Origin of the sequence: Phreatobacter sp., from assembly GCF_052440005.1 — a bacterium.
Classification (GTDB): Bacteria; Pseudomonadota; Alphaproteobacteria; order Rhizobiales; family Phreatobacteraceae; genus Phreatobacter.
Genome location: NZ_JBQVQL010000021.1, coordinates 1 through 17,072, shown reverse-complemented (window position 1 = coordinate 17,072; position 17,072 = coordinate 1). Strand labels below are relative to the sequence as shown.

At 69.9% G+C, this 17,072-nt stretch carries 20 protein-coding genes, 1 tRNA gene and 1 pseudogene; 8 read left to right on the top strand and 14 right to left on the bottom strand.

The features are described 5' to 3' along the window. Positions 1 to 74: 74 nt before the first annotated feature. The 4 genes from ACT6XY_RS07505 to ACT6XY_RS07490 all read left to right on the top strand — a co-directional run bounded on the left by ACT6XY_RS07505 (position 75) and on the right by ACT6XY_RS07490 (position 3,292). Positions 75 to 755 carry a GntR family transcriptional regulator gene (locus ACT6XY_RS07505; protein ID WP_444747712.1) on the top strand — a complete coding sequence of 227 codons (681 nt, stop codon included), beginning with the start codon at positions 75 to 77 and terminating at the stop codon, positions 753 to 755. 73 nt (positions 756 to 828) lie between these two features. Then, positions 829 to 1,338 carry a DUF6481 family protein gene (locus ACT6XY_RS07500; RefSeq protein ID WP_444747711.1) on the top strand — a complete coding sequence of 170 codons (510 nt, stop codon included), beginning with the start codon at positions 829 to 831 and terminating at the stop codon, positions 1,336 to 1,338. Positions 1,339 to 1,503: 165 nt separating this feature from the next. Continuing rightward, the gene (locus tag ACT6XY_RS07495) at positions 1,504 to 2,439 is read left to right on the top strand and encodes a diacylglycerol/lipid kinase family protein (RefSeq protein ID WP_444747710.1); all 936 of its coding nucleotides are present in this window, start codon (positions 1,504 to 1,506) and stop codon (positions 2,437 to 2,439) included. Positions 2,440 to 2,449: 10 nt separating this feature from the next. Further along, positions 2,450 to 3,292, top strand: a complete 843-nt coding sequence (locus ACT6XY_RS07490) for a metallophosphoesterase family protein (RefSeq protein ID WP_444747709.1) — start codon at positions 2,450 to 2,452, stop codon at positions 3,290 to 3,292. A gap of 9 nt (positions 3,293 to 3,301) precedes the next feature. Here ACT6XY_RS07490 and ACT6XY_RS07485 read toward each other — a convergent pair whose 3' ends face one another. After that, positions 3,302 to 4,438 (bottom strand): alpha-hydroxy acid oxidase, encoded by a 1,137-nt coding sequence (locus tag ACT6XY_RS07485; RefSeq protein ID WP_444747708.1) that lies wholly within the window; start codon positions 4,436 to 4,438, stop codon positions 3,302 to 3,304. 97 nt (positions 4,439 to 4,535) lie between these two features. Then, the gene (locus ACT6XY_RS07480) at positions 4,536 to 5,030 is read right to left on the bottom strand and encodes a CYTH domain-containing protein (RefSeq protein WP_444747707.1); all 495 of its coding nucleotides are present in this window, start codon (positions 5,028 to 5,030) and stop codon (positions 4,536 to 4,538) included. A gap of 207 nt (positions 5,031 to 5,237) precedes the next feature. Between ACT6XY_RS07480 and ACT6XY_RS07475 the strand changes: the two genes are divergently transcribed. Next, positions 5,238 to 6,173 (top strand): SMP-30/gluconolactonase/LRE family protein, encoded by a 936-nt coding sequence (locus ACT6XY_RS07475; protein WP_444747706.1) that lies wholly within the window; start codon positions 5,238 to 5,240, stop codon positions 6,171 to 6,173. Positions 6,174 to 6,297: 124 nt separating this feature from the next. On the opposite strand, the gene ACT6XY_RS07470 is transcribed toward ACT6XY_RS07475, so the two are convergent. The 7 genes from ACT6XY_RS07470 to cpdR all read right to left on the bottom strand — a co-directional run bounded on the left by ACT6XY_RS07470 (position 6,298) and on the right by cpdR (position 10,194). Further along, on the bottom strand, positions 6,298 to 7,602 hold the full coding sequence (locus ACT6XY_RS07470) for a class I adenylate-forming enzyme family protein (RefSeq protein WP_444747705.1): 1,305 nt from the start codon (positions 7,600 to 7,602) through the stop codon (positions 6,298 to 6,300). Beyond that, positions 7,602 to 8,285 carry an SDR family NAD(P)-dependent oxidoreductase gene (locus ACT6XY_RS07465; RefSeq protein ID WP_444747704.1) on the bottom strand — a complete coding sequence of 228 codons (684 nt, stop codon included), beginning with the start codon at positions 8,283 to 8,285 and terminating at the stop codon, positions 7,602 to 7,604. The genes ACT6XY_RS07470 and ACT6XY_RS07465 overlap by 1 nt, the downstream gene beginning before the upstream one ends. Continuing rightward, positions 8,282 to 8,581 carry a hypothetical protein gene (locus tag ACT6XY_RS07460; RefSeq protein ID WP_444747703.1) on the bottom strand — a complete coding sequence of 100 codons (300 nt, stop codon included), beginning with the start codon at positions 8,579 to 8,581 and terminating at the stop codon, positions 8,282 to 8,284. The genes ACT6XY_RS07465 and ACT6XY_RS07460 overlap by 4 nt, the downstream gene beginning before the upstream one ends. A 72-nt stretch (positions 8,582 to 8,653) precedes the next feature. Further along, positions 8,654 to 9,019: a hypothetical protein gene (locus tag ACT6XY_RS07455; protein WP_444747702.1), complete on the bottom strand. Its 366-nt coding sequence runs from the start codon at positions 9,017 to 9,019 to the stop codon at positions 8,654 to 8,656. A 17-nt stretch (positions 9,020 to 9,036) separates the two neighbouring features. Further along, positions 9,037 to 9,459 (bottom strand): hypothetical protein, encoded by a 423-nt coding sequence (locus tag ACT6XY_RS07450; RefSeq protein ID WP_444747701.1) that lies wholly within the window; start codon positions 9,457 to 9,459, stop codon positions 9,037 to 9,039. Positions 9,460 to 9,649: 190 nt separating this feature from the next. After that, positions 9,650 to 9,724 (bottom strand) — tRNA-Val (locus tag ACT6XY_RS07445). 104 nt (positions 9,725 to 9,828) lie between these two features. Beyond that, positions 9,829 to 10,194, bottom strand: coding sequence for a cell cycle two-component system response regulator CpdR (gene cpdR, locus ACT6XY_RS07440; protein WP_106749214.1), 366 nt, complete (start codon positions 10,192 to 10,194; stop codon positions 9,829 to 9,831). A gap of 257 nt (positions 10,195 to 10,451) precedes the next feature. On the opposite strand from cpdR, the gene ACT6XY_RS07435 reads away from it, so the two are divergent. Continuing rightward, positions 10,452 to 11,363 (top strand): N-formylglutamate amidohydrolase, encoded by a 912-nt coding sequence (locus tag ACT6XY_RS07435; RefSeq protein ID WP_444747700.1) that lies wholly within the window; start codon positions 10,452 to 10,454, stop codon positions 11,361 to 11,363. A gap of 399 nt (positions 11,364 to 11,762) precedes the next feature. On the opposite strand, the gene ACT6XY_RS07430 is transcribed toward ACT6XY_RS07435, so the two are convergent. Beyond that, complete coding sequence (locus tag ACT6XY_RS07430) at positions 11,763 to 13,034, bottom strand: MFS transporter (protein ID WP_444747699.1); 1,272 nt, start codon at positions 13,032 to 13,034, stop codon at positions 11,763 to 11,765. 158 nt (positions 13,035 to 13,192) lie between these two features. On the opposite strand from ACT6XY_RS07430, the gene hisN reads away from it, so the two are divergent. Further along, positions 13,193 to 13,975 carry a histidinol-phosphatase gene (hisN, locus tag ACT6XY_RS07425; RefSeq protein ID WP_444747698.1) on the top strand — a complete coding sequence of 261 codons (783 nt, stop codon included), beginning with the start codon at positions 13,193 to 13,195 and terminating at the stop codon, positions 13,973 to 13,975. Positions 13,976 to 13,991: 16 nt separating this feature from the next. On the opposite strand, the gene ACT6XY_RS07420 is transcribed toward hisN, so the two are convergent. The 3 genes from ACT6XY_RS07420 to ACT6XY_RS07410 all read right to left on the bottom strand — a co-directional run bounded on the left by ACT6XY_RS07420 (position 13,992) and on the right by ACT6XY_RS07410 (position 15,900). Beyond that, positions 13,992 to 14,942 carry an alpha/beta fold hydrolase gene (locus tag ACT6XY_RS07420; protein ID WP_444747697.1) on the bottom strand — a complete coding sequence of 317 codons (951 nt, stop codon included), beginning with the start codon at positions 14,940 to 14,942 and terminating at the stop codon, positions 13,992 to 13,994. 80 nt (positions 14,943 to 15,022) lie between these two features. After that, positions 15,023 to 15,412: a hypothetical protein gene (locus ACT6XY_RS07415; RefSeq protein ID WP_444747696.1), complete on the bottom strand. Its 390-nt coding sequence runs from the start codon at positions 15,410 to 15,412 to the stop codon at positions 15,023 to 15,025. Positions 15,413 to 15,471: 59 nt separating this feature from the next. Continuing rightward, positions 15,472 to 15,900: a hypothetical protein gene (locus tag ACT6XY_RS07410; RefSeq protein WP_444747695.1), complete on the bottom strand. Its 429-nt coding sequence runs from the start codon at positions 15,898 to 15,900 to the stop codon at positions 15,472 to 15,474. A 281-nt stretch (positions 15,901 to 16,181) separates the two neighbouring features. Between ACT6XY_RS07410 and ACT6XY_RS07405 the strand changes: the two genes are divergently transcribed. Then, positions 16,182 to 16,661 (top strand): Hsp20 family protein, encoded by a 480-nt coding sequence (locus ACT6XY_RS07405; protein WP_444747694.1) that lies wholly within the window; start codon positions 16,182 to 16,184, stop codon positions 16,659 to 16,661. A gap of 133 nt (positions 16,662 to 16,794) precedes the next feature. On the opposite strand, the pseudogene ACT6XY_RS07400 reads toward ACT6XY_RS07405, so the two are convergent. Continuing rightward, positions 16,795 to 17,072, bottom strand: a pseudogene (locus ACT6XY_RS07400) (hypothetical protein); the annotation flags it as partial.

Here is a 17,072-nt window from a genome sequence, read left to right as displayed (position 1 = left end):
GTGCTGCGCCCGGTGCGGATGGGCAAGGGCGGAATTTCGTGATCCGATGGCGCAATCGGGTTGTCAGGAATCGGATGTCAGCACCCCTCAAGCACCGCACGTTGTCGGCCGCCATCGTCGACAGGCTGCGCCAGGCGATCCTCGCCGGCGAGCACCCCGCAGGCACCCAGCTGCGCCAGGATGCGCTGGCCGAGACCTATGGCGTCAGCCGCATTCCCGTCCGCGAGGCGCTGTTCCAGCTCGAGGCTGAGGGCTTCGTGCGCATCGTGCCGCACAAGGGCGCCATCGTCTCGGAGCTCTCGCTCGACGAGGTGAACGACGTCTTCGATCTGCGCTGCCTCCTCGAGCCGCGGCTGCTGGCCCAGTCGGGGCCGCGGTTCGGCGCGGCCGACCTGGCGGCGCTGGACGCCATCCAGTCGCGCTTCGTGGCGGCGATCGCGGCCGGCGACGTCGGCCAGTGGGGCGTCATCAACGCCGAGTTCCACATGGCGCTCTACACCAAGGCGCGGCTGCCACGCACCCAGTCGATCGTCGCCGCGCTGCTGCAGACCAGCGACCGCTACACCCGCGTCCAGCTGTCCAACACCGCGGCCATGGGTATCGCCGAGCAGGAACATGCCGCCCTCATCAGGCTGTGCCGCGACGGCCGCTTCGAGGAGGCCTGCGCCTTTCTCCAGCGGCATATCGAATCGGTGCGCAGCGACCTTCTGAGGGTGCTGGTACGCTCCGGCGCGACTGGCGGAGAGGCGGCCTGACGGCCCGCAGCACTGGAATAGCTGCCAAGCGTCAACCATATGTCACGACAAGGTGGTTTGACGTTGACGTTCCGTGACGCTTTCTGTACCGGAGTGCAGTCGCGACGAGGCCTCCGGACATCCGGGGCGCGCCTCCCGCCTGCGACGTCCCTCCATCGCCCCCGTACCAGCCAGACGAACCAAGGATCACTGCCCTTTGTCCATCCATACCCAGAACGGCCTGTCCGAACGCCTTGAGACTGCCCAGAAGGCTAAGCAGGCACTGTTGGAGAAGTTCCGTTCGCGCCCGGGTCCGGATGATCCGGACTTCCAGAGGCGCCAGGCAGAGCGCCGTGCCGTCGCCGAGGCCCGCGCCGCGCGGGAAGCCGCGAAGGAAGCGATCCGCCGGGCCGAGGCCGAGCGCCTGGCTGCCGAGGAAGCTGCCCGCAAGGAAGCCGAGCGCATCGCGGCCGAAGAGGCCGAGCTGAAGCGTCTCGAGGAAGAAGAGGCCCGCGCCAAGGCGCGTCCGAAGCAGATCTACCGCGAGATCGCGGCCTATGCCGAGGCCCGCGCCAAGGCTGCCGCCCGCGGCGCCCGTCGCTGAGACCGACGCACATCACCTGACGATCCCAGGGCCGCCCGCAAGGCGGCCCTTTGCTTTTGGGCCCGCCGCGGCGCCTGCGCGCTCATGTCCCCTGGAACTCTCGGGCCTTCCGGCCGTTGCTATGACCGCGCCCCGCAGCGGCGCGTCATCCGGGGAACCGTTCACATGGCCGAGACAGGCATTTTCGGCATCGACGGCACGCCGTCGGTCGCCGTCCTGGCGAACAGCCGTTCCGGCTTCGGCGGCGGTGGCAGCCGGGCCGTCGAAGCCATTGTTGCCGCCATCACGGCCCGGGGCGTCTATCCGCGCATCTTCATGGCGGGGGGCGGCCGCCTGCCGGAGGCCATCGCCGCCTGCAAGGCGCAGCAGCCCGACATCGTCGTCGTGCTCGGCGGTGACGGCACGATCCTCGCGGCTGCCGAGGCCTTCTGCGACACGAAGACGGCGCTCGCCATCGTGCCCCAGGGGACGGTGAACCAGCTGGCGCGCGACCTGCTCATCCCCCTCGATCCCGTGCTCGCGGTGGCGGCCCTCGTCGACGGCGAGCGGCGCGCCATCGACGTCGGAATGGTCAACGGCAAGCTCTTCCTGTGCACCAGCGTCATCGGTCCGCTGGCCAAGCTGCAGCGCTACCGCGAGGAGGCGCGCGGCCGCATGGGCGCGACCATGCTGTCCTTCCTGCGTACCGGCATGAAGGCGATGACCCTGCGCCCGGCGGCGCTCGCCATCCGCGACGACCGCAGCGCCTGGACGGAGGAGACGCGCGGCGTCATCGTGTCGGTCAATCCGCTGGCCGAAATCGTCTCGCGGGTTCCCTTCCGCGAGAAGCTCGATGCCGGGCTTCTGGCGGTCTATGCGGCGAGGGAGCGCGGCTACCTGACCCTGTTCAAGCTCGCCGCCTCGATCTTCGGCGGGAGGGCGCGCAATGATCCGGACATCGCCTATCGGGAGACCCCCGTGCTCACCATCGACGCCCGCCGCCAGTGGCTGACCATCCTCAACGACGGCGAGATCCGGCGGGTGAACACGCCGCTGCGCTTCGCGGTGAAGCCGGGTGCGCTCGCCGTCATCGTGCCGCGTCCTCTGGAGCTCTCGGCATGACGCATCCGTCATGACGGTGGTCGCGCATATCTCCGACATTCATTTCGGGCGCGAGCTGCCGGGCGTTGTGGACGCGCTCCTCGCCGACCTCGGGGCGGCGAGGCCGGATGTGGTGGTGATCAGCGGCGACCTCACCCAGTTCGCCAGCCATGGGGAGTTCGCCGCGGCGCGCGCCTTCCTCGACCGCATCCCCGCTCCCTATCTGGTGGTGCCCGGCAATCACGACATCCCGACCATCCCGCTGTGGGAGATGGTCTTCCGGCCCTTCCGCCGCTGGCGGCGCTACATCACCGAAGGGCTTGCGCCCGAATGGTCCGGCGGGACGGTGCTGGTGAAGGGCATCAACAGCGCCCGGCCCTATGGCCCCTATCTCAACTGGTCGCGCGGGCGGATCGCCCCGGCGCAGATCGCCGCGGTGGCGACCGCCGAGCGGGATCCGCGCATCCTCGTCGTCACCGCCCATCACCCCGTGGCCTATGGCGAAGATATGGAACACGACTACGACCTGGTGACGCGCGGCGACCTCCTGCTGGCGACGCTGGCGCGACGCCCGCGCAGCCTCATCCTGCTCGGCCACCGGCACCGGGCCCATGCGAGCCTCTGGAATCCTGCCGAGGGCGAGCGCACGGCGGTGACCGGCACGTCGGTGGGCCGTGACGACGTGCTCATCATCCATGCGGGGACGGCGACGTCGGACCGGCTGCGCGGCCAGGTCAACAGCTGGAACCTGATCACCCTCGCGGAGCAGGGCGTCGGGCTGGAGGTCCGCCAGTTCGCCTCCAACGCCTGGGGCACGGCCTCGCGGCTCGCCCTGCTCTGGCCGGAGCACGAGCCGGAGGTGGTGGGACGCTGAGCGAAAGGTTCAGCGCACCAGGATGTTGCCGTCCACGGTCCGGATGTCGCGCAGGCCGCAGAGCGCCATGGTGATGTCGAGCTCCTTGCGGATGATCTCGATGGCGGCGGTGACGCCCTCCTCGCCGTTGGCGCCGAGGCCGTAGAGGAAGGCGCGGCCGATATAGGTGCCCTTGGCCCCGAGGGCGATCGCCTTGATGACGTCCTGGCCGGAGCGGATGCCGCCGTCCATGTGCAGCTCGATCTTCGAGCCGACCGCCTGGACGATGCCGGGCAGGGCCTCGATGGAGGACATGGCGCCGTCCAGCTGGCGGCCGCCGTGGTTGGATACGATGATCGCGTCGGCGCCGGACCCGAGGGCGAGCTCGGCGTCCTCGGCGTCGAGGATGCCCTTCAGGATCAGCTTGCCGCCCCAGCGGTCCTTGATCCACTTCACGTCGTCCCAGTTCAGCGCCGGGTCGAACTGTTCCGAGGTCCAGGAGGAGAGCGAGGACATGTCGTCGACGCCCTTGGCGTGGCCGACGATATTGCCGAAGGTGCGCCGCTTGGTGCCGAGCATGCCCATGCACCAGCGCAGCTTGGTGGCGAGGTTGATGAGATTCTTCACCGTCGGCTTCGGGGGGGCGGAGAGCCCGTTCTTGATGTCCTTGTGGCGCTGGCCGAGGATCTGCAGGTCGAGGGTGAGCACGAGCGCCGAGCAGCCGGCCTTTTTCGCCCGGTCGATGAGGTTCGCCGCGAATTCGCGGTCTCGCATCACGTAGAGCTGAAACCAGAAGGGCTTGCCGGTGGCCTCGGCGATGTCCTCCAGCGAGCAGATGCTCATGGTGGACAGCGTGAAGGGAATGCCGGCCTTGTTGGCGGCGCGGGCGGCGAGGATTTCCCCGTCCGCATGCTGCATGCCGGTGAGGCCGGTCGGGGCGAGGGCCACCGGCATGGACACCGGCTGGCCGATCATCTCGGTGGCGAGTGTGCGGTTGCGCATGTCGACCGCCACGCGCTGGCGCAGCTTGATCTTCGCGAAGTCGGTCGTGTTGGCCCGGTAGGTGCCCTCGGTCCACGACCCTGAATCCGCGTAGTCGTAGAACATGCGCGGGACCCGCCGCTTGGCGAGGATGCGGAGATCTTCGATGCTGGTGACGACTGACATCCGAGCCTTCTCTGGGGATCTGGGGATGCGGGGGAACCTTGGACCGTCCCCGGTCTAGCACCGGTCCTTCGCCGCGACCAGACGCAGCGGCAGGGGGTCAGCCGGTGCAGCGCCGCGGACCGGTGTCCGACAGGTCGAGCCCGGCGAGACCGCCGCGGATCAGGGAGGAATTGCGGTAGCGGCGATCGTCGGTGACCTCCCGGCCGACCCAGTCCGGCAGGGTGATGACCTCGTCGGCCCGCTCCAGCTCCACCTCGGCGACGACGAGCCCGGCGAGCGCCCCCTCGAAGGCGTCAACCTGCCAGAGCTTGCCGGCATGGACGATCTCGTGGCGCTTCTTGACGATGGGGGGCTCCGGGCAGAGGCGGAGCATGGCCTCGGCATCGGCGAGCGGAACGGGATACTCGAACTCGTCACGCACGAGCCCCTCTGTCTCGCCCTTGACGGTGAGGGTGGCGGCTCCGTCCTGGATGCGGATGCGCACGGAACCGGGGGTGGTGGCGAGATAGCCCTGGGCGATGGCGCGTATGCGCGGCGCCTTTTTCCAGCCGTCGCCGACGACCAGGAACTTGCGCTCGATCTCGGTGGCCATGCCGTCTTCCGCTCCTCGCCAGCGGGCATCAAGCCCCAGGAACCGTGACGGCGCAATGTCGAGCTTCGGTCGCGTCGGCGGCGGCGACCGGTCTGCCCTGCGGGAGCCGGGCTCGCCTCGCGGCCGGAGCGGTGCTCTGATGGATGGGCCCCGCCGGCCGCGCCCGGCGGACAGAGCCCATGCAAGGGCCGGCATCGGGAGGACGGCATGGACATGGACTTTCGCGAACTCGCCTCGGGCCTCCTGTTTCCCGAGGGGCCGGTGATCCTCGCCGACGGCACGGTGCTGCTGGTCGAGATCGGCCGCGGCACGGTGACGAAGGTCACGCCCGACGGGACGGTCAGCTACGTGGCGCAGCAGGGCGGCGGACCGAACGGCCTGGCCCTTGGACCCGACGGCAAGCTCTACATCTGCAACAACGGCGGCTTCAAATGGACGCCGCCGGGCGACGCGCGCGGGCTCCTGCCGATTGGCCAGGCGGACGATTATTCCGGCGGGCGGATCGAGCGGCTCGACCTCACCACCGGCGCGCTGGAGGTGCTCTACACCGCCACCGAGGCCTGCCCGTTCAAGGGGCCGAACGACATCGTCTTCGACGACCAGGGCGGCTTCTACTTCACCGACCTCGGCAAGGCGCGGCCCCGCGACATGGACCGCGGCGGCGTCTATTACGCCAGGGCCGACGGTTCCTTCATCACCGAGGTCGCCCATCCCATGGTGACACCGAACGGCATCGGCCTGTCGCCGGACGGGTCCGTGCTCTATGTGGCGGAAACCGAGACGGCGCGGCTCTGGGCCTTCGATCTGGACGGGCCGGGCAAGATTCGGCGCCATCCCTTCCCCTCGCCGCACGGGGGCCGGATCGTGGCGGGGATCGGCGGCTACAACCGCTTCGACTCCCTCGCCGTGGACGCCGACGGCAACATCTGCGTGGCGACGCTGGTCAACGGCGGGATCACCGTCATCGCCCCGGACACGGGTGAGTTCAGGCACATTCCCGTGCCGGGCGAGCGCTGGGTGACCAACATCGCCTTCGGCGGGCCGGAGCTGCGCACCGCCTATATCACGCTGTCCTCGACCGGCCGGCTGGTGGCGACGGAATGGGAGAATTCCGGCCTGCTGCTGAACCACCAGCAGGCGTGAGGGGCGATTGGTTCGTCCGACTGGCGGATTTGTTTCTCACCTGCGTCTTCACTCCAAAAGCCCCACCCGCACCCTCCGCTGGCGCGGGGAGGGTACGGGTGGGGCCTCTTTTCTTCGCGCTCGCCTACAGCCGCTTGAACCGGTGGCCCACCGCCACCTCGCCGAAGCGCACGCGGTGGGGATGGAGACCGGGGGGAAGGTGCGCCCGGAAATGGCGCATCATGTCCTCGCGCGTCAGGCTCTCGCCGGGACGCAGCTGCACCGTCACCTCGATGTGCTCGCCGGTGATCGGATTGCGCCCGCCCCAGGCGCTGGCGAGGTCGACGGAGGGGTGGAGGAGCGCCACCCGCTCGATCTCGCCGGGCAGGATCTTCTGGCCGCCGACATTGATGACGTCGCTGGTGCGGCCGACGATGCGGACGAGGTCGCCCTTCACCTCCACCACGTCGCGGGTGTCGTACCAGCCGTCGTCGGAGAAGGGGGAGGGGGCGTTGAGATAGCCGATCATGCGGTTGGCCGCGCGGATCTCCAGCACGGCGTCGTCGCGCACCCGCGTCTCCACGCCCTCGCCGCCGACCTTCATGAACAGGCTGTCGCGCGCCTCGGACTTCACGCGGAGGATGCCGAGTTCGGACATGCCATAGGTCTGACGGAAATCGACCCCCGGCAGGACCTCGCAGAGCGCACGGAGCGTCGGCTCATCCATGCGCTCGGTGCCGTAGGTGACGACGCGGAGCGCTGATCCGGCGAGGCGCGGCAGCAGGCCGCTCATCAGCGCCATGCGCAAGAAGGTGGGGGTCGTCGGCAGAAGCTCGATGCCATGCGCGATGATCTCGGCGACCACCGCCTCGGCCGTGCGCTTCGACGGCACGACGATGCGCCCGTTGTTGAACAGCGTGTGGAGCAGCGTGTTGATGCCGCCGATATGGTCGAACATCAGGAAGCTCATCGTCACCAGCGCCTCGCGCGGCGTGCGGAACCTCGCGAGGAATGGCGCGAAGTCGTGGAGGATCGCCTTCGGCCGCCCCGTGGTGCCGGAGGAGAAGAGCACGAGGCCGGCATGGCCGCGGGCGCGCAGCTCGGCGAGCATGGGGTGGTCGAGGCCGGCCTGGGGACGCCGGGTGACCGTGCCGTCCACGATGACGACGTTCACATGGGCGGCGTCATGGAAATAGGAATGGTCGGCAGCGGTCTGGCGGGTCAGCGGCACGATGACGGCCCTCGCGTCGACGAGGCGCAGGAGGGTGGCGACGCTGTCCGGCTCGAAATCACCGACGAGGGCCACCACGTCGCCGGGCTGGACGGCGGAGAGGTCCGGCCCCTTCGCTGCGACGATGTCGGCGAAGGCGAGGCTCCCGGCCGCCGACACGAGGAAGGGCCGGGTCGGATCGGCCTGGCGCGCGAGGATCTCGTCGACGAGCCCGGCCATCACGCCCCCCCGATGGCGAGGACCTGGCCGGAGATCATGCCGGCCGCGTCGGAGAGGAGAAAGGCGGCGACGTCCCAGACGTCGTCGGGCGTGCCCTTCCGCTGCACCACCTGGCGGCGGACGATGCGGTCGATGGCCTCGGCCGGCACCTTGGCGATGAGGTCGGTGTCGATGGGACCCGGCGCGATGCAGTTGACGGTGACGCCGAAGCCCGAGACCTCGCGCGCGAAGGTGCGGGCAAAGCCCTCGACCCCGGCCTTGGACGCGACATAGACGGCTTCCCCCGCGAGGCCCAGCGGCACGGCGATGGTGGAGAAATGGATGATGCGGCCGCCCTTGGCCCGCACCAGCGCCGGCGCGAAGGCCTGGGACACATGGATGGCGCCCATCAGGTTGGTGGCGATCACCTTCTGCACGGTCGCGGCCGGCGTCATCAGCGCGAGGTTCATTGAGGCGATGCCGGCGGCATTGACGACGCCCCAGAGCGGCGTCTCGCGCGGGAGTGCAGTGGCCACCGCCTTCACCGCTGCGGCGTCGGCGACGTCGCAGGCATGGATGGGGAAGGGCGCCTCGGCCTCGGTCCGGGCGATGCCGACGACGTCGTAGCCTGCCGCCAGGGCGCGTTCGGCAATGGCGCGGCCAAGCCCGCGGCTCGCACCCGTGACCAGGAGCGTACGCCTCACGCGCCGCCCACCATCTGACCGGCCATGTGGGCGGCGAGCGTGCCGATGGTGCGGAAGGGGCTGCGGGAGGAGGAGAAGGCGGCGTCGTTCATCCAGTCGAAGGGTTTGCCGAAGCGCTCGCCGGCGAAATCCTCGAGACCCAGCATGATTTCGAGGAGGCCTTGCGAATCCACCACAGCCTTCTCGCCGATCAGCGGGGACGCGTCGTCGTAACCCGCGGCGTCCTCGCCGGTGATGAAGGCGACGAGATCGCGGATCTTCGCCTCGATGTCGCGGGCTGCCGCCTCTGCCGTCATGTCGTGCCCCGATTCGTCCAGGGGCCGATCATAATCGATCCGCGGCGCGGCCGCTGCCTCTGACGTCCCCGCTCAGCGGCCGGGTACCGCCACGCACTGGCGGAAGAGATGCTCGTAGAAGAAGCGGTCGGCATGGTCGGAGACGAAGGCGACGCGCGTCTCACCATCCTCGGTTAGGACCGAGACGGCGGCGATGGTGTGGTCGTTGAGGTCCATCACCTTGATCAGCGTGCCGCCGATGAGCGGCGAGCGCCGCACCAGGGGAATGCGCGTGTTGAACAGGCCTTCGATGCAGCCGGCGATGTAGGAGGCAGGCAGGTCGGAGCGGACCGTCAGGGGGCCCTGCGTCGCGTAGTTGGAGGCACAGGCGCCCAGTGCGAGCGCAAGGGCTGCGCCCGCCAGACCTTTCGCTGCTCGCAGGGTCCGCGGTTGGGGCATGCCGGGTTAACGCGGTATCAGAGGGCTGGTTCCCGTTTGGGGCTTTGCTCGGACAGCTGCACCACCCTATGGTACCAACGGGGCGCTGTAGGGGACATCATGATGTATCGACGTACCGCCGTGTCAGCGGCGCTCAGCATCGCCTTGTCTGTGGCACAGACGGCGGTCCAGCTGGCCAATGCGCAATCGGGGTCCGGATCCGGACCGTCGACCTCGCGGAATTCGCCGCCGCCACCGACCATCCAGCCACCGACCCCACGGCCACCGGCCTTCCAGCCGCCGGCCTTCCAGCCGCCGGCCATCCAGCCGCCGGCCTTCCAGCCGCCGGCCTTCCAGCCGCCGGCCTTCCAGCCGCCGGCCATCCAGCCGCCGGCCATAACCCCACCGACCACCCCACGGCCACCGGCCATCCGGCCGCCGACCATAACCCCACCGGCCATCGAGCCACCACCACCGGGCGGGCGGAGGTCGCGTTAAATCCCACCGGGTGCCATAGGCAACGTGGGTGAGGGGGCGGGCGCGAGGGGCAACGCTACGGGATCAGCCGCGGCGATGCTCCGGGAAATAGGCTGCCCGCGCCGCACCAACGAAAAACCCCGCCGGATCGCTCCGGCGGGGTTTTCGTCTGAATGGTGGGCACGACTGGGATCGAACCAGTGACCCCTACGATGTCAACGTAGTGCTCTCCCGCTGAGCTACGCGCCCTTTTGCGATCCGGGGACCGCGAAAGCGAGGCGCACCGTATAGCGGGGGTCGCGCGAGCGTGCAAGAGGATCGCGCGGCCCAAATGCGCCGCTGTGGACGAGGCCTCAGGCGGCCTGCTGGAGCATCTTCTCGACCTCGTTGACGAGGTCGCGCAGGTGGAAGGGCTTGGAGAGGATCTTGGCGTCCTTGGGGGCCTGCGAGTCCGGCTGCAGGGCCACGGCGGCGAAGCCGGTGATGAACATCACCTTGATGTCGGGGTCGAGCTCGGTGGCGCGGCGGGCGAGCTCGATGCCGTCCATCTCGGGCATGACGATGTCGGTGAGCAGGAGCTCGAAGGGCTCCTCGCGCAGGCGGTGATAGGCGGACAGGCCGTTGTCGAAATGGGCGACGTCGTAACCGGCGGTCTGCAGCGCCTTGACCAGGAACCGGCGCATGTCGTTGTCGTCTTCGGCCAGCAGAATCTTGCCCATGCTGAATGCGGTCCTTCGTCCGTCCGTGGTCCGGGTGGCGGTGTAGCGAACCCGGTTCCGCTTGTGCCTCATCAAGCACGAAGATGGTAAATGGGCCGTGAATGTCCACAGGCCCGCGCAGGGGGGCTGACGTTGGGGTAGATCCGCCCCGGTGACGTCGCCTCGCGAGCTCCGCCGGGTGCGCGGCGTCTCTTGCGGCGCTGGCCTGCCTGCGAGGCGGGTTCACACCGGCGCGCCGCGCGCTAGAGTAGACAGGCATGCAGCACGACGGACGCGTGACGATGGAAGCCGAGATCTGCGACATCGACCCCGCCTTCGAGGCGCTGGAGCCGGCGGAGACGCGGGCGCCGGTGATCTTCAACTCGCCCCATTCCGGCCGGCTCTATCCGCCGCACTTCATCGACCAGGTGCGGCTCGACCTGCCGCTGCTCCGCCGTTCCGAGGACACCGGCGTGGACATGCTCTTCGCCGGGGTGGTGGAGCGCGGCATGCCGCTGATGCGCGTGCATTTCCCCCGCTCCATGGTGGACGTGAACCGGGAGCCCTACGAGCTCGACCCGCGCATGTTCGACGGACGGCTGCCGACCTTCGCCAACACCCGCTCCATGCGGGTGGCGGGCGGGCTCGGCACCATCCCGCGCGTCGTCGGCGAGGCGCAGGAGATCTACGCCCGCCGCCTGCCGGTGGACGAGGCGCTGGTCAGGATCGAGACGCTGTACAAGCCCTACCACCGGGCGCTGCGCCGCCTCATCGCCTCGGTGCACCGGGCCTTCGGCGAGGCGCTGCTGGTCGACTGCCACTCCATGCCGTCCATGGCACCCGTGCGTGAGGACAAGCCGCGCGCCGACATCGTCATCGGCGACCGCTACGGCACCAGCTGCTCGCCGTCGGTCGGCGACCTCATCGAGGGCGTGCTGCGGGCGCGCGGCTACAACGTCGTGCGCAACAAGCCCTATGCGGGCGGCTTCATCACCGAGCATTACGGCCAGCCGCAGACCGGCGTCCACGCCGTGCAGATCGAGATCAACCGTGCCATCTACATGGACGAGCGGACCTATCGCCCCACCGCCGATTTCGGCCGCCTGCAGACCGACCTTATGACCCTGGCGGAGGCGCTGGCGCGGCTGCCGCTGGACCGGGCGGGCGACTGGCGGATCGCTGCGGAATAGCCACGGCAGCTCCGTCATTTTTGCATATCAGCCTGGTTGAGGGGCCGCCGCAGCGGAATCGTCTTGCCGTCACAAACGGGAGACTGATCGAATGATCAGGGTGCGACGCACAACGAGTCGTGCGCGTTTTCGATTGTATACGATGCCGGGTCAGGTCCTTCCGTGGCACGGAAGCCGCCGGTTACATCGTTGAAAACTCAACGGAAAAACCGGCCCGCCAAAGAAAGAGGCCGCTCACTTTCGTGAGCGGCCCAAGTCTAGGGAGGAAACGCCCAAGGAGGGCTGCGAGGCATCGCAGGGCGATACCGCGCTGCAACAATATGCCTAGGCTCTCCGGAAAAGGCAAGAAGGCTGTCCCATTTTTTTGCGGCCGTCGTTCGGCCGATGAGGCGCCTCGTCTCAGACGCCCGGGCGGCGGGGTTCCGGCGCCCTGAGATAGACGAGGGTCGCGACCGCCAGCAGCGCCGCCTGCAGGGCGAAGGCGATCTGGAAGGCCGCCACCGGATAGACCGCGGCGCCGCCCGCCACCGCCTTCACCGCGAGGCCCGTCAGCCACTGGGTGACGAAGGTGCCGCTCATCGTCCCCATGTTGATGAGGGACAGGCCACGCCCGGTGATGTCGGGCGGGAACAGCGACTTCGAATGGGCGACGAGGACGGGCGTGAAGGCGCAGGAGAAGCCGAGGAGAGCGACGATGATCTCGGCCCGGAGCGCGCCGCCGTGTCCGAAGGCGATCAGCGCGGCGAGGAGGACCAGGGTGAGGACCGCGCCGGCCACCGCCAGCGGCTTGTAGGCGCCGGTGAACCGGTCCGCCGACCCCCAGGCGAGTGTGCCGACGACCTGGGCGAGAGCCATGACGAAGAGGGTGCGCCCCTGGGCCGCGAGGTCGGCGCCGTGGACATGGGCGAGGTAGGGCCCGCCCCACAGTCCGATGAACAGGGCAAAGGTGGAGAAGGTGGAGAAGGACATCAGGAAGAGCGGCCCGAATCCCGGGGTGCGCAGCACCGCCCCGATCCCGGCAAAGGCCTGCGGGAGGGTTTCCGCGGCCTTGCCCGGCAGGCGGCCGGCGGCCCTGCCGCGCACCAGAAGGACGATGCCGGCGAGGAGCAGCGCCGAGACGAGGGCTGCGAGGAGGAAGGCCGAGCGCCAGCCGAAGGCGGCGGTCATCCAGCCGAGCGGCGCCGTCGCCAGGATGGTGCCGAGGCTCGAGAAGGCGATCTGGAAGCCGGCGAGGCTGGCGAAGACGGTGGGCGGGAAGGCGCGGGCATAGATGACCAGCGGCGCCATGAAGAAGGTGGAGCAGCCGATGCCGAGGAGGAGCCGCCCGGCTATGAGCCCGGCCTGCCCCTCGGCCTGCGCGAAGACGAGGGCGCCCGCCACGGCGAAGAGGCTGGAGCCGAGCAGGGCGACGCGCGGGCCCCAGCGGTCGATGACGATGCCGACGGGGATCTGGCAGAGCGCGAAGATGAGGAAGAAGGAGGAGGCGACGAGGCCGAGCTGATCGGGGTCGAGACCCAGTTCGCCGGCGAGCGTGGTGGCGATGACGCCGACGGAATTGCGGAAGAACTGGCTGAGCGCGGTGGCGGTGGCGAGCACGGCGACGAGGGCGACGACCGCCGGCCGGGTCAGGCCCGCGGAGCTGGCGCCCCCGCGTTGTTCTTGGTGTGGCACGTCGTCCTCCGGGGCGCGGAAACTGCCTGCCGGGGCGTCGGGACGCAAGGCGCCATCGCACAGGCCTGCGGCCTTTCCGGCGCATGGAACCGGCCGGTGTTGCCGCCCGGCAGCCCCGTGCCTATAGGTCTCACGCCGGCAGGGCGAGGAGACGAGACGTGAGCGCTGTGGATTTCGAGAGCTTCGTGCGTGAACTCGCCCGCCTGTCGGGCGAAGCCATCCTGCCCTTCTTCCGCACCGCCATTGGCGTCGACAACAAGGCCGGCCTCGGCCATTTCGATCCGGTCACCGAGGGCGACCGCGCCGGCGAGGCGGTGATGCGGCAGCTCATCAAGAGCACCTTCCCCGAGCACGGCATCGTCGGCGAGGAACACGGCGACGAGAACGCCGATGCCGAACACGTCTGGATCCTCGACCCGATCGACGGCACCCGCGCCTTCATCGCCGGCATTCCCGTCTGGGGCACGCTGATCGGGCTCGCCCGCCATGGCGTGCCGGTCTTCGGCATGATGCACCAGCCCTTCATCGGCGAGCGCTTCTGGGGCGATGGGGCCGGCGCCCGCTACGAGGGGCCCGCAGGCAGCCGCAGCCTCAGGGTCAGGCCCTGCGCGGGCCTCGAGGCCGCGACCATCATGACGACGTCGCCGCGCCTCTTCGACGCCGAAACCCGCGGCCCCTTCGAGGCCGTGGAGGCGCGCTGCCGCACCTATCGCTACGGCGCAGATTGCTACGCCTATTGCATGCTGGCGGCCGGCCATGTCGATCTCGTGGTGGAGGCCGGCCTCAAGCCCTACGACATCGTCGCGCTGGTGCCGATCATCGAGGGGGCCGGCGGAATCGTCACCACCTGGGACGGCGGGCCGGCGGGCGCGGGCGGGCGCATCATCGCCTCGGGCGACCGGCGGGTGCATGACGAGGCGCTGGCGATCCTCAACGCCTGAGCGTCCAACGCTAGCGTCAGAGGAACGGCATTTCCCCGGGCACGAAGGCGTCGAAGGCGGCCCAGAACTGGCTGCGGATCTCGTCGCGCTCCTGCATCAGCTCGTGCAGGGCGCCGGGCACGACCACCGCGCCGCCTGTCTTCAGCCGGTGGGCGAAGTCCTCCACGCTCGGGGTGTCGACGAGAGGGTCGCGGGCGGCCCCGATCATCAGCATGGGCTGGCGCAGGCCGCGGGTGTAGAGCGGATGGGCGAAGCGGGCTGTGACGGCAAGAGCCTCGCGTACCCAGGCGACCGTCGGCGCGCCGAGGCCGAGCCGGGCATCGGCCTCGGCATAGGCGGCGACGCGGGCGTAGCGCACGGGATCCGAGGTGACGGGATTGCCGGCGAAGGGCTTCAGCGCCACCGGTCGGGCGGAGCCGCCGGGCACGATGGCGCTGCCGAGACCGGCGAGGCTCAGCGCCCGGAGCACCGGGCGGATGAGGGCCGGCCGCCTCACCTGGGCCAGCGCCACCATGGGCGCCGCCAGCACCATCCGGTCGAACCAGGTGCGGCCGGCATGGGCCGCCTCGATGAGGATGGCGCCGCCCATGCTGTGGCCGAGGGCATAGAAGGGCGGCCGGCAATCGGGGAGGCCGACGACGGACATCACCGTCTCGAGGTCGATCTGGTAGTCGGCGAAGCGGCGGGCGTGGCCCTTGCGCCCGTCGGCGAGGAGGCGGCCCGAGCCACCCTGGCCGCGCCAGTCGAAGGCGAGGACGCCGAAGCCGCGCTCGCGCAATTCGTCCACCACCTCGAAATACTTCTCGATGAATTCGGCCCGGCCCTGGCAGATCACCACCGTGCCGCGGCGCGGCGCGCCCGTCGCCTCCCACCGGGCATAGCGGATCGGGATGCGGTCGGCGGTGGTGATGGTGCCGGCCCGCACGCCCGCGGGAACCGGCCTGTCGGGCAGCGCAACGAGATCCATCGGAACCAGGGCTCGCGAACGAGGAAGGCGGGAGCATCACCATGCCCCCGCCTCGCTAACATCGCCTGAACGGTTGCGGATCAGCGCAGGATGCGCATGTCACGGCCGGTATAGGGATCGCGCTCCCAGCCGGGGGGCGGGGGACGGCGCGGGCGGTAGCCACGGTCCTCGTCATAGTAGCGCGGCCGCTCGCGGTAGACCGGGCGCTCGTCGTAATAGCGCCGCGGCGGAGGATCCCGGTAGACGGGCCGGTCGTCGAACGAGCGGCGCGGTCCGTCGCAGCGGCCGGGAATGACCTGGTCGATCATCGAGCCGGTGGTGGAATCGTAGACGCGGACGCGGCGCGGCGGGCCGCAATTGTACTGCACCTGCATGTGGTAGCCGGCGAAGCCTGCGGGGTCGACCGGCGAGGCGGCGGCGAGGTGAGGGGCGGCGATCAGGGCGATCGTCGCGATCAGGGTGTTGCGCATTGTCACCTCCCGGGTGTGGTTGGATACCAGTCTTCTCGATCGCCGCCCGTTCCGCAAGGTCATTGCGGGGAGGGGGCTATGGCTGCCGGCCGCCCGGTCCAGGGGCGCCACGACGTCTCGCGCTGCGGCGCCCGCCGCTCGCCGATCACCCTGAGGCCGATGATTTCGCCATTGCGGGCATCCATCACCAGCCGCAGCTGCTGGCCGTGCCTGTCCTTGCCGTGGGCGAGATAGGTGCTGCCGCGCCTCACCGGCGGCTCGCTGACGGCATAGCCGCGGGCGGTGAGGCGGCCGGTCACGTCGCCGGCGGAGAGGGTGCCCTCGGCGCGGGCGAGGCTGCTGGTGCAGGCGATCACCGCGACGAGGAGGGCCATGCCGGCGGTGCCGGCGAGAGCGCCGAGGGCGAGGCCGGGCAGGAAGGTTGCGCGCGGCGCCCGGCCGGAGAGGCGGAGGGCGCCGGTGGGGAGGGCTGAGGTCGTATGGGCCATGGCGGGTCTGTCCCGGTCCCGGTCTGCCGTGAGGCGAAGGCGGCTGGGAGGCAGGTCCCGGCCATCATGGGAGCGAGATTGCACCCTGCCGGGTGAACCGGTCCGGAAGCCGCCATTCACCCGCTCTTCATCCGTGAGAGCCTCGCGCGACCCCTCTTGCGCGGCCCGGGAGGCGTTCCTAACTCTGGTTCCGTGCAGGCCCGATGTGGCTGCACGCATCGACAGGCCCGGCCGATCAGGCGGGCCTTCCCTCTCTGGTGTCGCTTGAAGGAGGACATCCCATGCGCAGCTTCGATCTTGCTCCGCTCTATCGTTCGACCGTCGGTTTCGACCGCCTCTTCTCCATGCTGGACCAGGCGTCCGGCCTCGAGGCGGCGCCCTCGCCGACTTACCCGCCCTACAATATCGAGCGCACGGGCGAGAACGCCTATCGCATCACCGTCGCCGTCGCTGGCTTCACCGACAAGGACCTCTCCATCGAGGTCAAGGAGCAGGCGCTGACCATCCGCGGCGAGAAGTCGGCCGGCGAGGCCGAGGCGAAGCCCGACTATCTCCACCAGGGCATCGCCGCGCGCGCCTTCGAGCGCCGCTTCCAGCTCGCCGACCACGTCTCGGTGAAGGGCGCCGCCCTGGACCACGGCCTGCTCCATGTCGACCTCGTCCGCGAGATCCCCGAGGCCATGAAGCCCCGGCAGATCGCTATCGGCACGGGCTCCGGCCCCCGCGCGATCGAGGCCACGGCGAACCGCCAGGCCGCCTGACCCGCATCGAACTGACGGCAGGGCCGTCCTCCAACGGCCCCTCCTGAGATGCACGAACGCCCCGGTGAGGCATCACCGGGGCGTTTCGTTTGCGTCGGGTCGGGAGAGAGCGCCGTCAGCTGGAGGGCGGTGGTCAGTTCGATGGCGGAGGCGTGACCTGGCGCACGCCGGGCGTCGTCGTCGGGCCACCGGTCGGCGGCAGCTGTTCGCCGTTGGGGCCGAGGAAGCGGCCGTCGATCAGCACGCCATCGCTCTCGCCGGGCTTCTGCGCCGTCTCGGCCGGGGGCGTCGCCTCGGTCCGCGGCGGCTCTGTTGCGACCGGAGCGGCGGGCACCGCGGAAGGGTCCACCGTCGGAGCCGCAGGTGCGGCCGGCACCGGATCGGGCCCGGCCTGGGGCAGCGCCGCGGAGG

What these genes read in the sequence shown, in the direction of transcription:
- ACT6XY_RS07505 (WP_444747712.1), top strand. Translation starts at nt 75, where the DNA reads ATGTCAGCACCCCTCAAGCACCGCACGTTGTCGGCCGCCATCGTCGAC.
- ACT6XY_RS07495 (WP_444747710.1), top strand. Translation starts at nt 1,504, where the DNA reads ATGGCCGAGACAGGCATTTTCGGCATCGACGGCACGCCGTCGGTCGCC.
- ACT6XY_RS07490 (WP_444747709.1), top strand. Translation starts at nt 2,450, where the DNA reads ATGACGGTGGTCGCGCATATCTCCGACATTCATTTCGGGCGCGAGCTG.
- ACT6XY_RS07485 (WP_444747708.1), bottom strand. Translation starts at nt 4,438, where the DNA reads ATGTCAGTCGTCACCAGCATCGAAGATCTCCGCATCCTCGCCAAGCGG.
- ACT6XY_RS07480 (WP_444747707.1), bottom strand. Translation starts at nt 5,030, where the DNA reads ATGGCCACCGAGATCGAGCGCAAGTTCCTGGTCGTCGGCGACGGCTGG.
- ACT6XY_RS07475 (WP_444747706.1), top strand. Translation starts at nt 5,238, where the DNA reads ATGGACATGGACTTTCGCGAACTCGCCTCGGGCCTCCTGTTTCCCGAG.
- ACT6XY_RS07470 (WP_444747705.1), bottom strand. Translation starts at nt 7,602, where the DNA reads ATGGCCGGGCTCGTCGACGAGATCCTCGCGCGCCAGGCCGATCCGACC.
- ACT6XY_RS07460 (WP_444747703.1), bottom strand. Translation starts at nt 8,581, where the DNA reads ATGACGGCAGAGGCGGCAGCCCGCGACATCGAGGCGAAGATCCGCGAT.
- ACT6XY_RS07455 (WP_444747702.1), bottom strand. Translation starts at nt 9,019, where the DNA reads ATGCCCCAACCGCGGACCCTGCGAGCAGCGAAAGGTCTGGCGGGCGCA.
- ACT6XY_RS07450 (WP_444747701.1), bottom strand. Translation starts at nt 9,459, where the DNA reads ATGGCCGGTGGGGTTATGGTCGGCGGCCGGATGGCCGGTGGCCGTGGG.
- cpdR (WP_106749214.1), bottom strand. Translation starts at nt 10,194, where the DNA reads ATGGGCAAGATTCTGCTGGCCGAAGACGACAACGACATGCGCCGGTTC.
- ACT6XY_RS07435 (WP_444747700.1), top strand. Translation starts at nt 10,452, where the DNA reads ATGCAGCACGACGGACGCGTGACGATGGAAGCCGAGATCTGCGACATC.
- ACT6XY_RS07420 (WP_444747697.1), bottom strand. Translation starts at nt 14,942, where the DNA reads ATGGATCTCGTTGCGCTGCCCGACAGGCCGGTTCCCGCGGGCGTGCGG.
- ACT6XY_RS07415 (WP_444747696.1), bottom strand. Translation starts at nt 15,412, where the DNA reads ATGCGCAACACCCTGATCGCGACGATCGCCCTGATCGCCGCCCCTCAC.
- ACT6XY_RS07410 (WP_444747695.1), bottom strand. Translation starts at nt 15,900, where the DNA reads ATGGCCCATACGACCTCAGCCCTCCCCACCGGCGCCCTCCGCCTCTCC.
- ACT6XY_RS07405 (WP_444747694.1), top strand. Translation starts at nt 16,182, where the DNA reads ATGCGCAGCTTCGATCTTGCTCCGCTCTATCGTTCGACCGTCGGTTTC.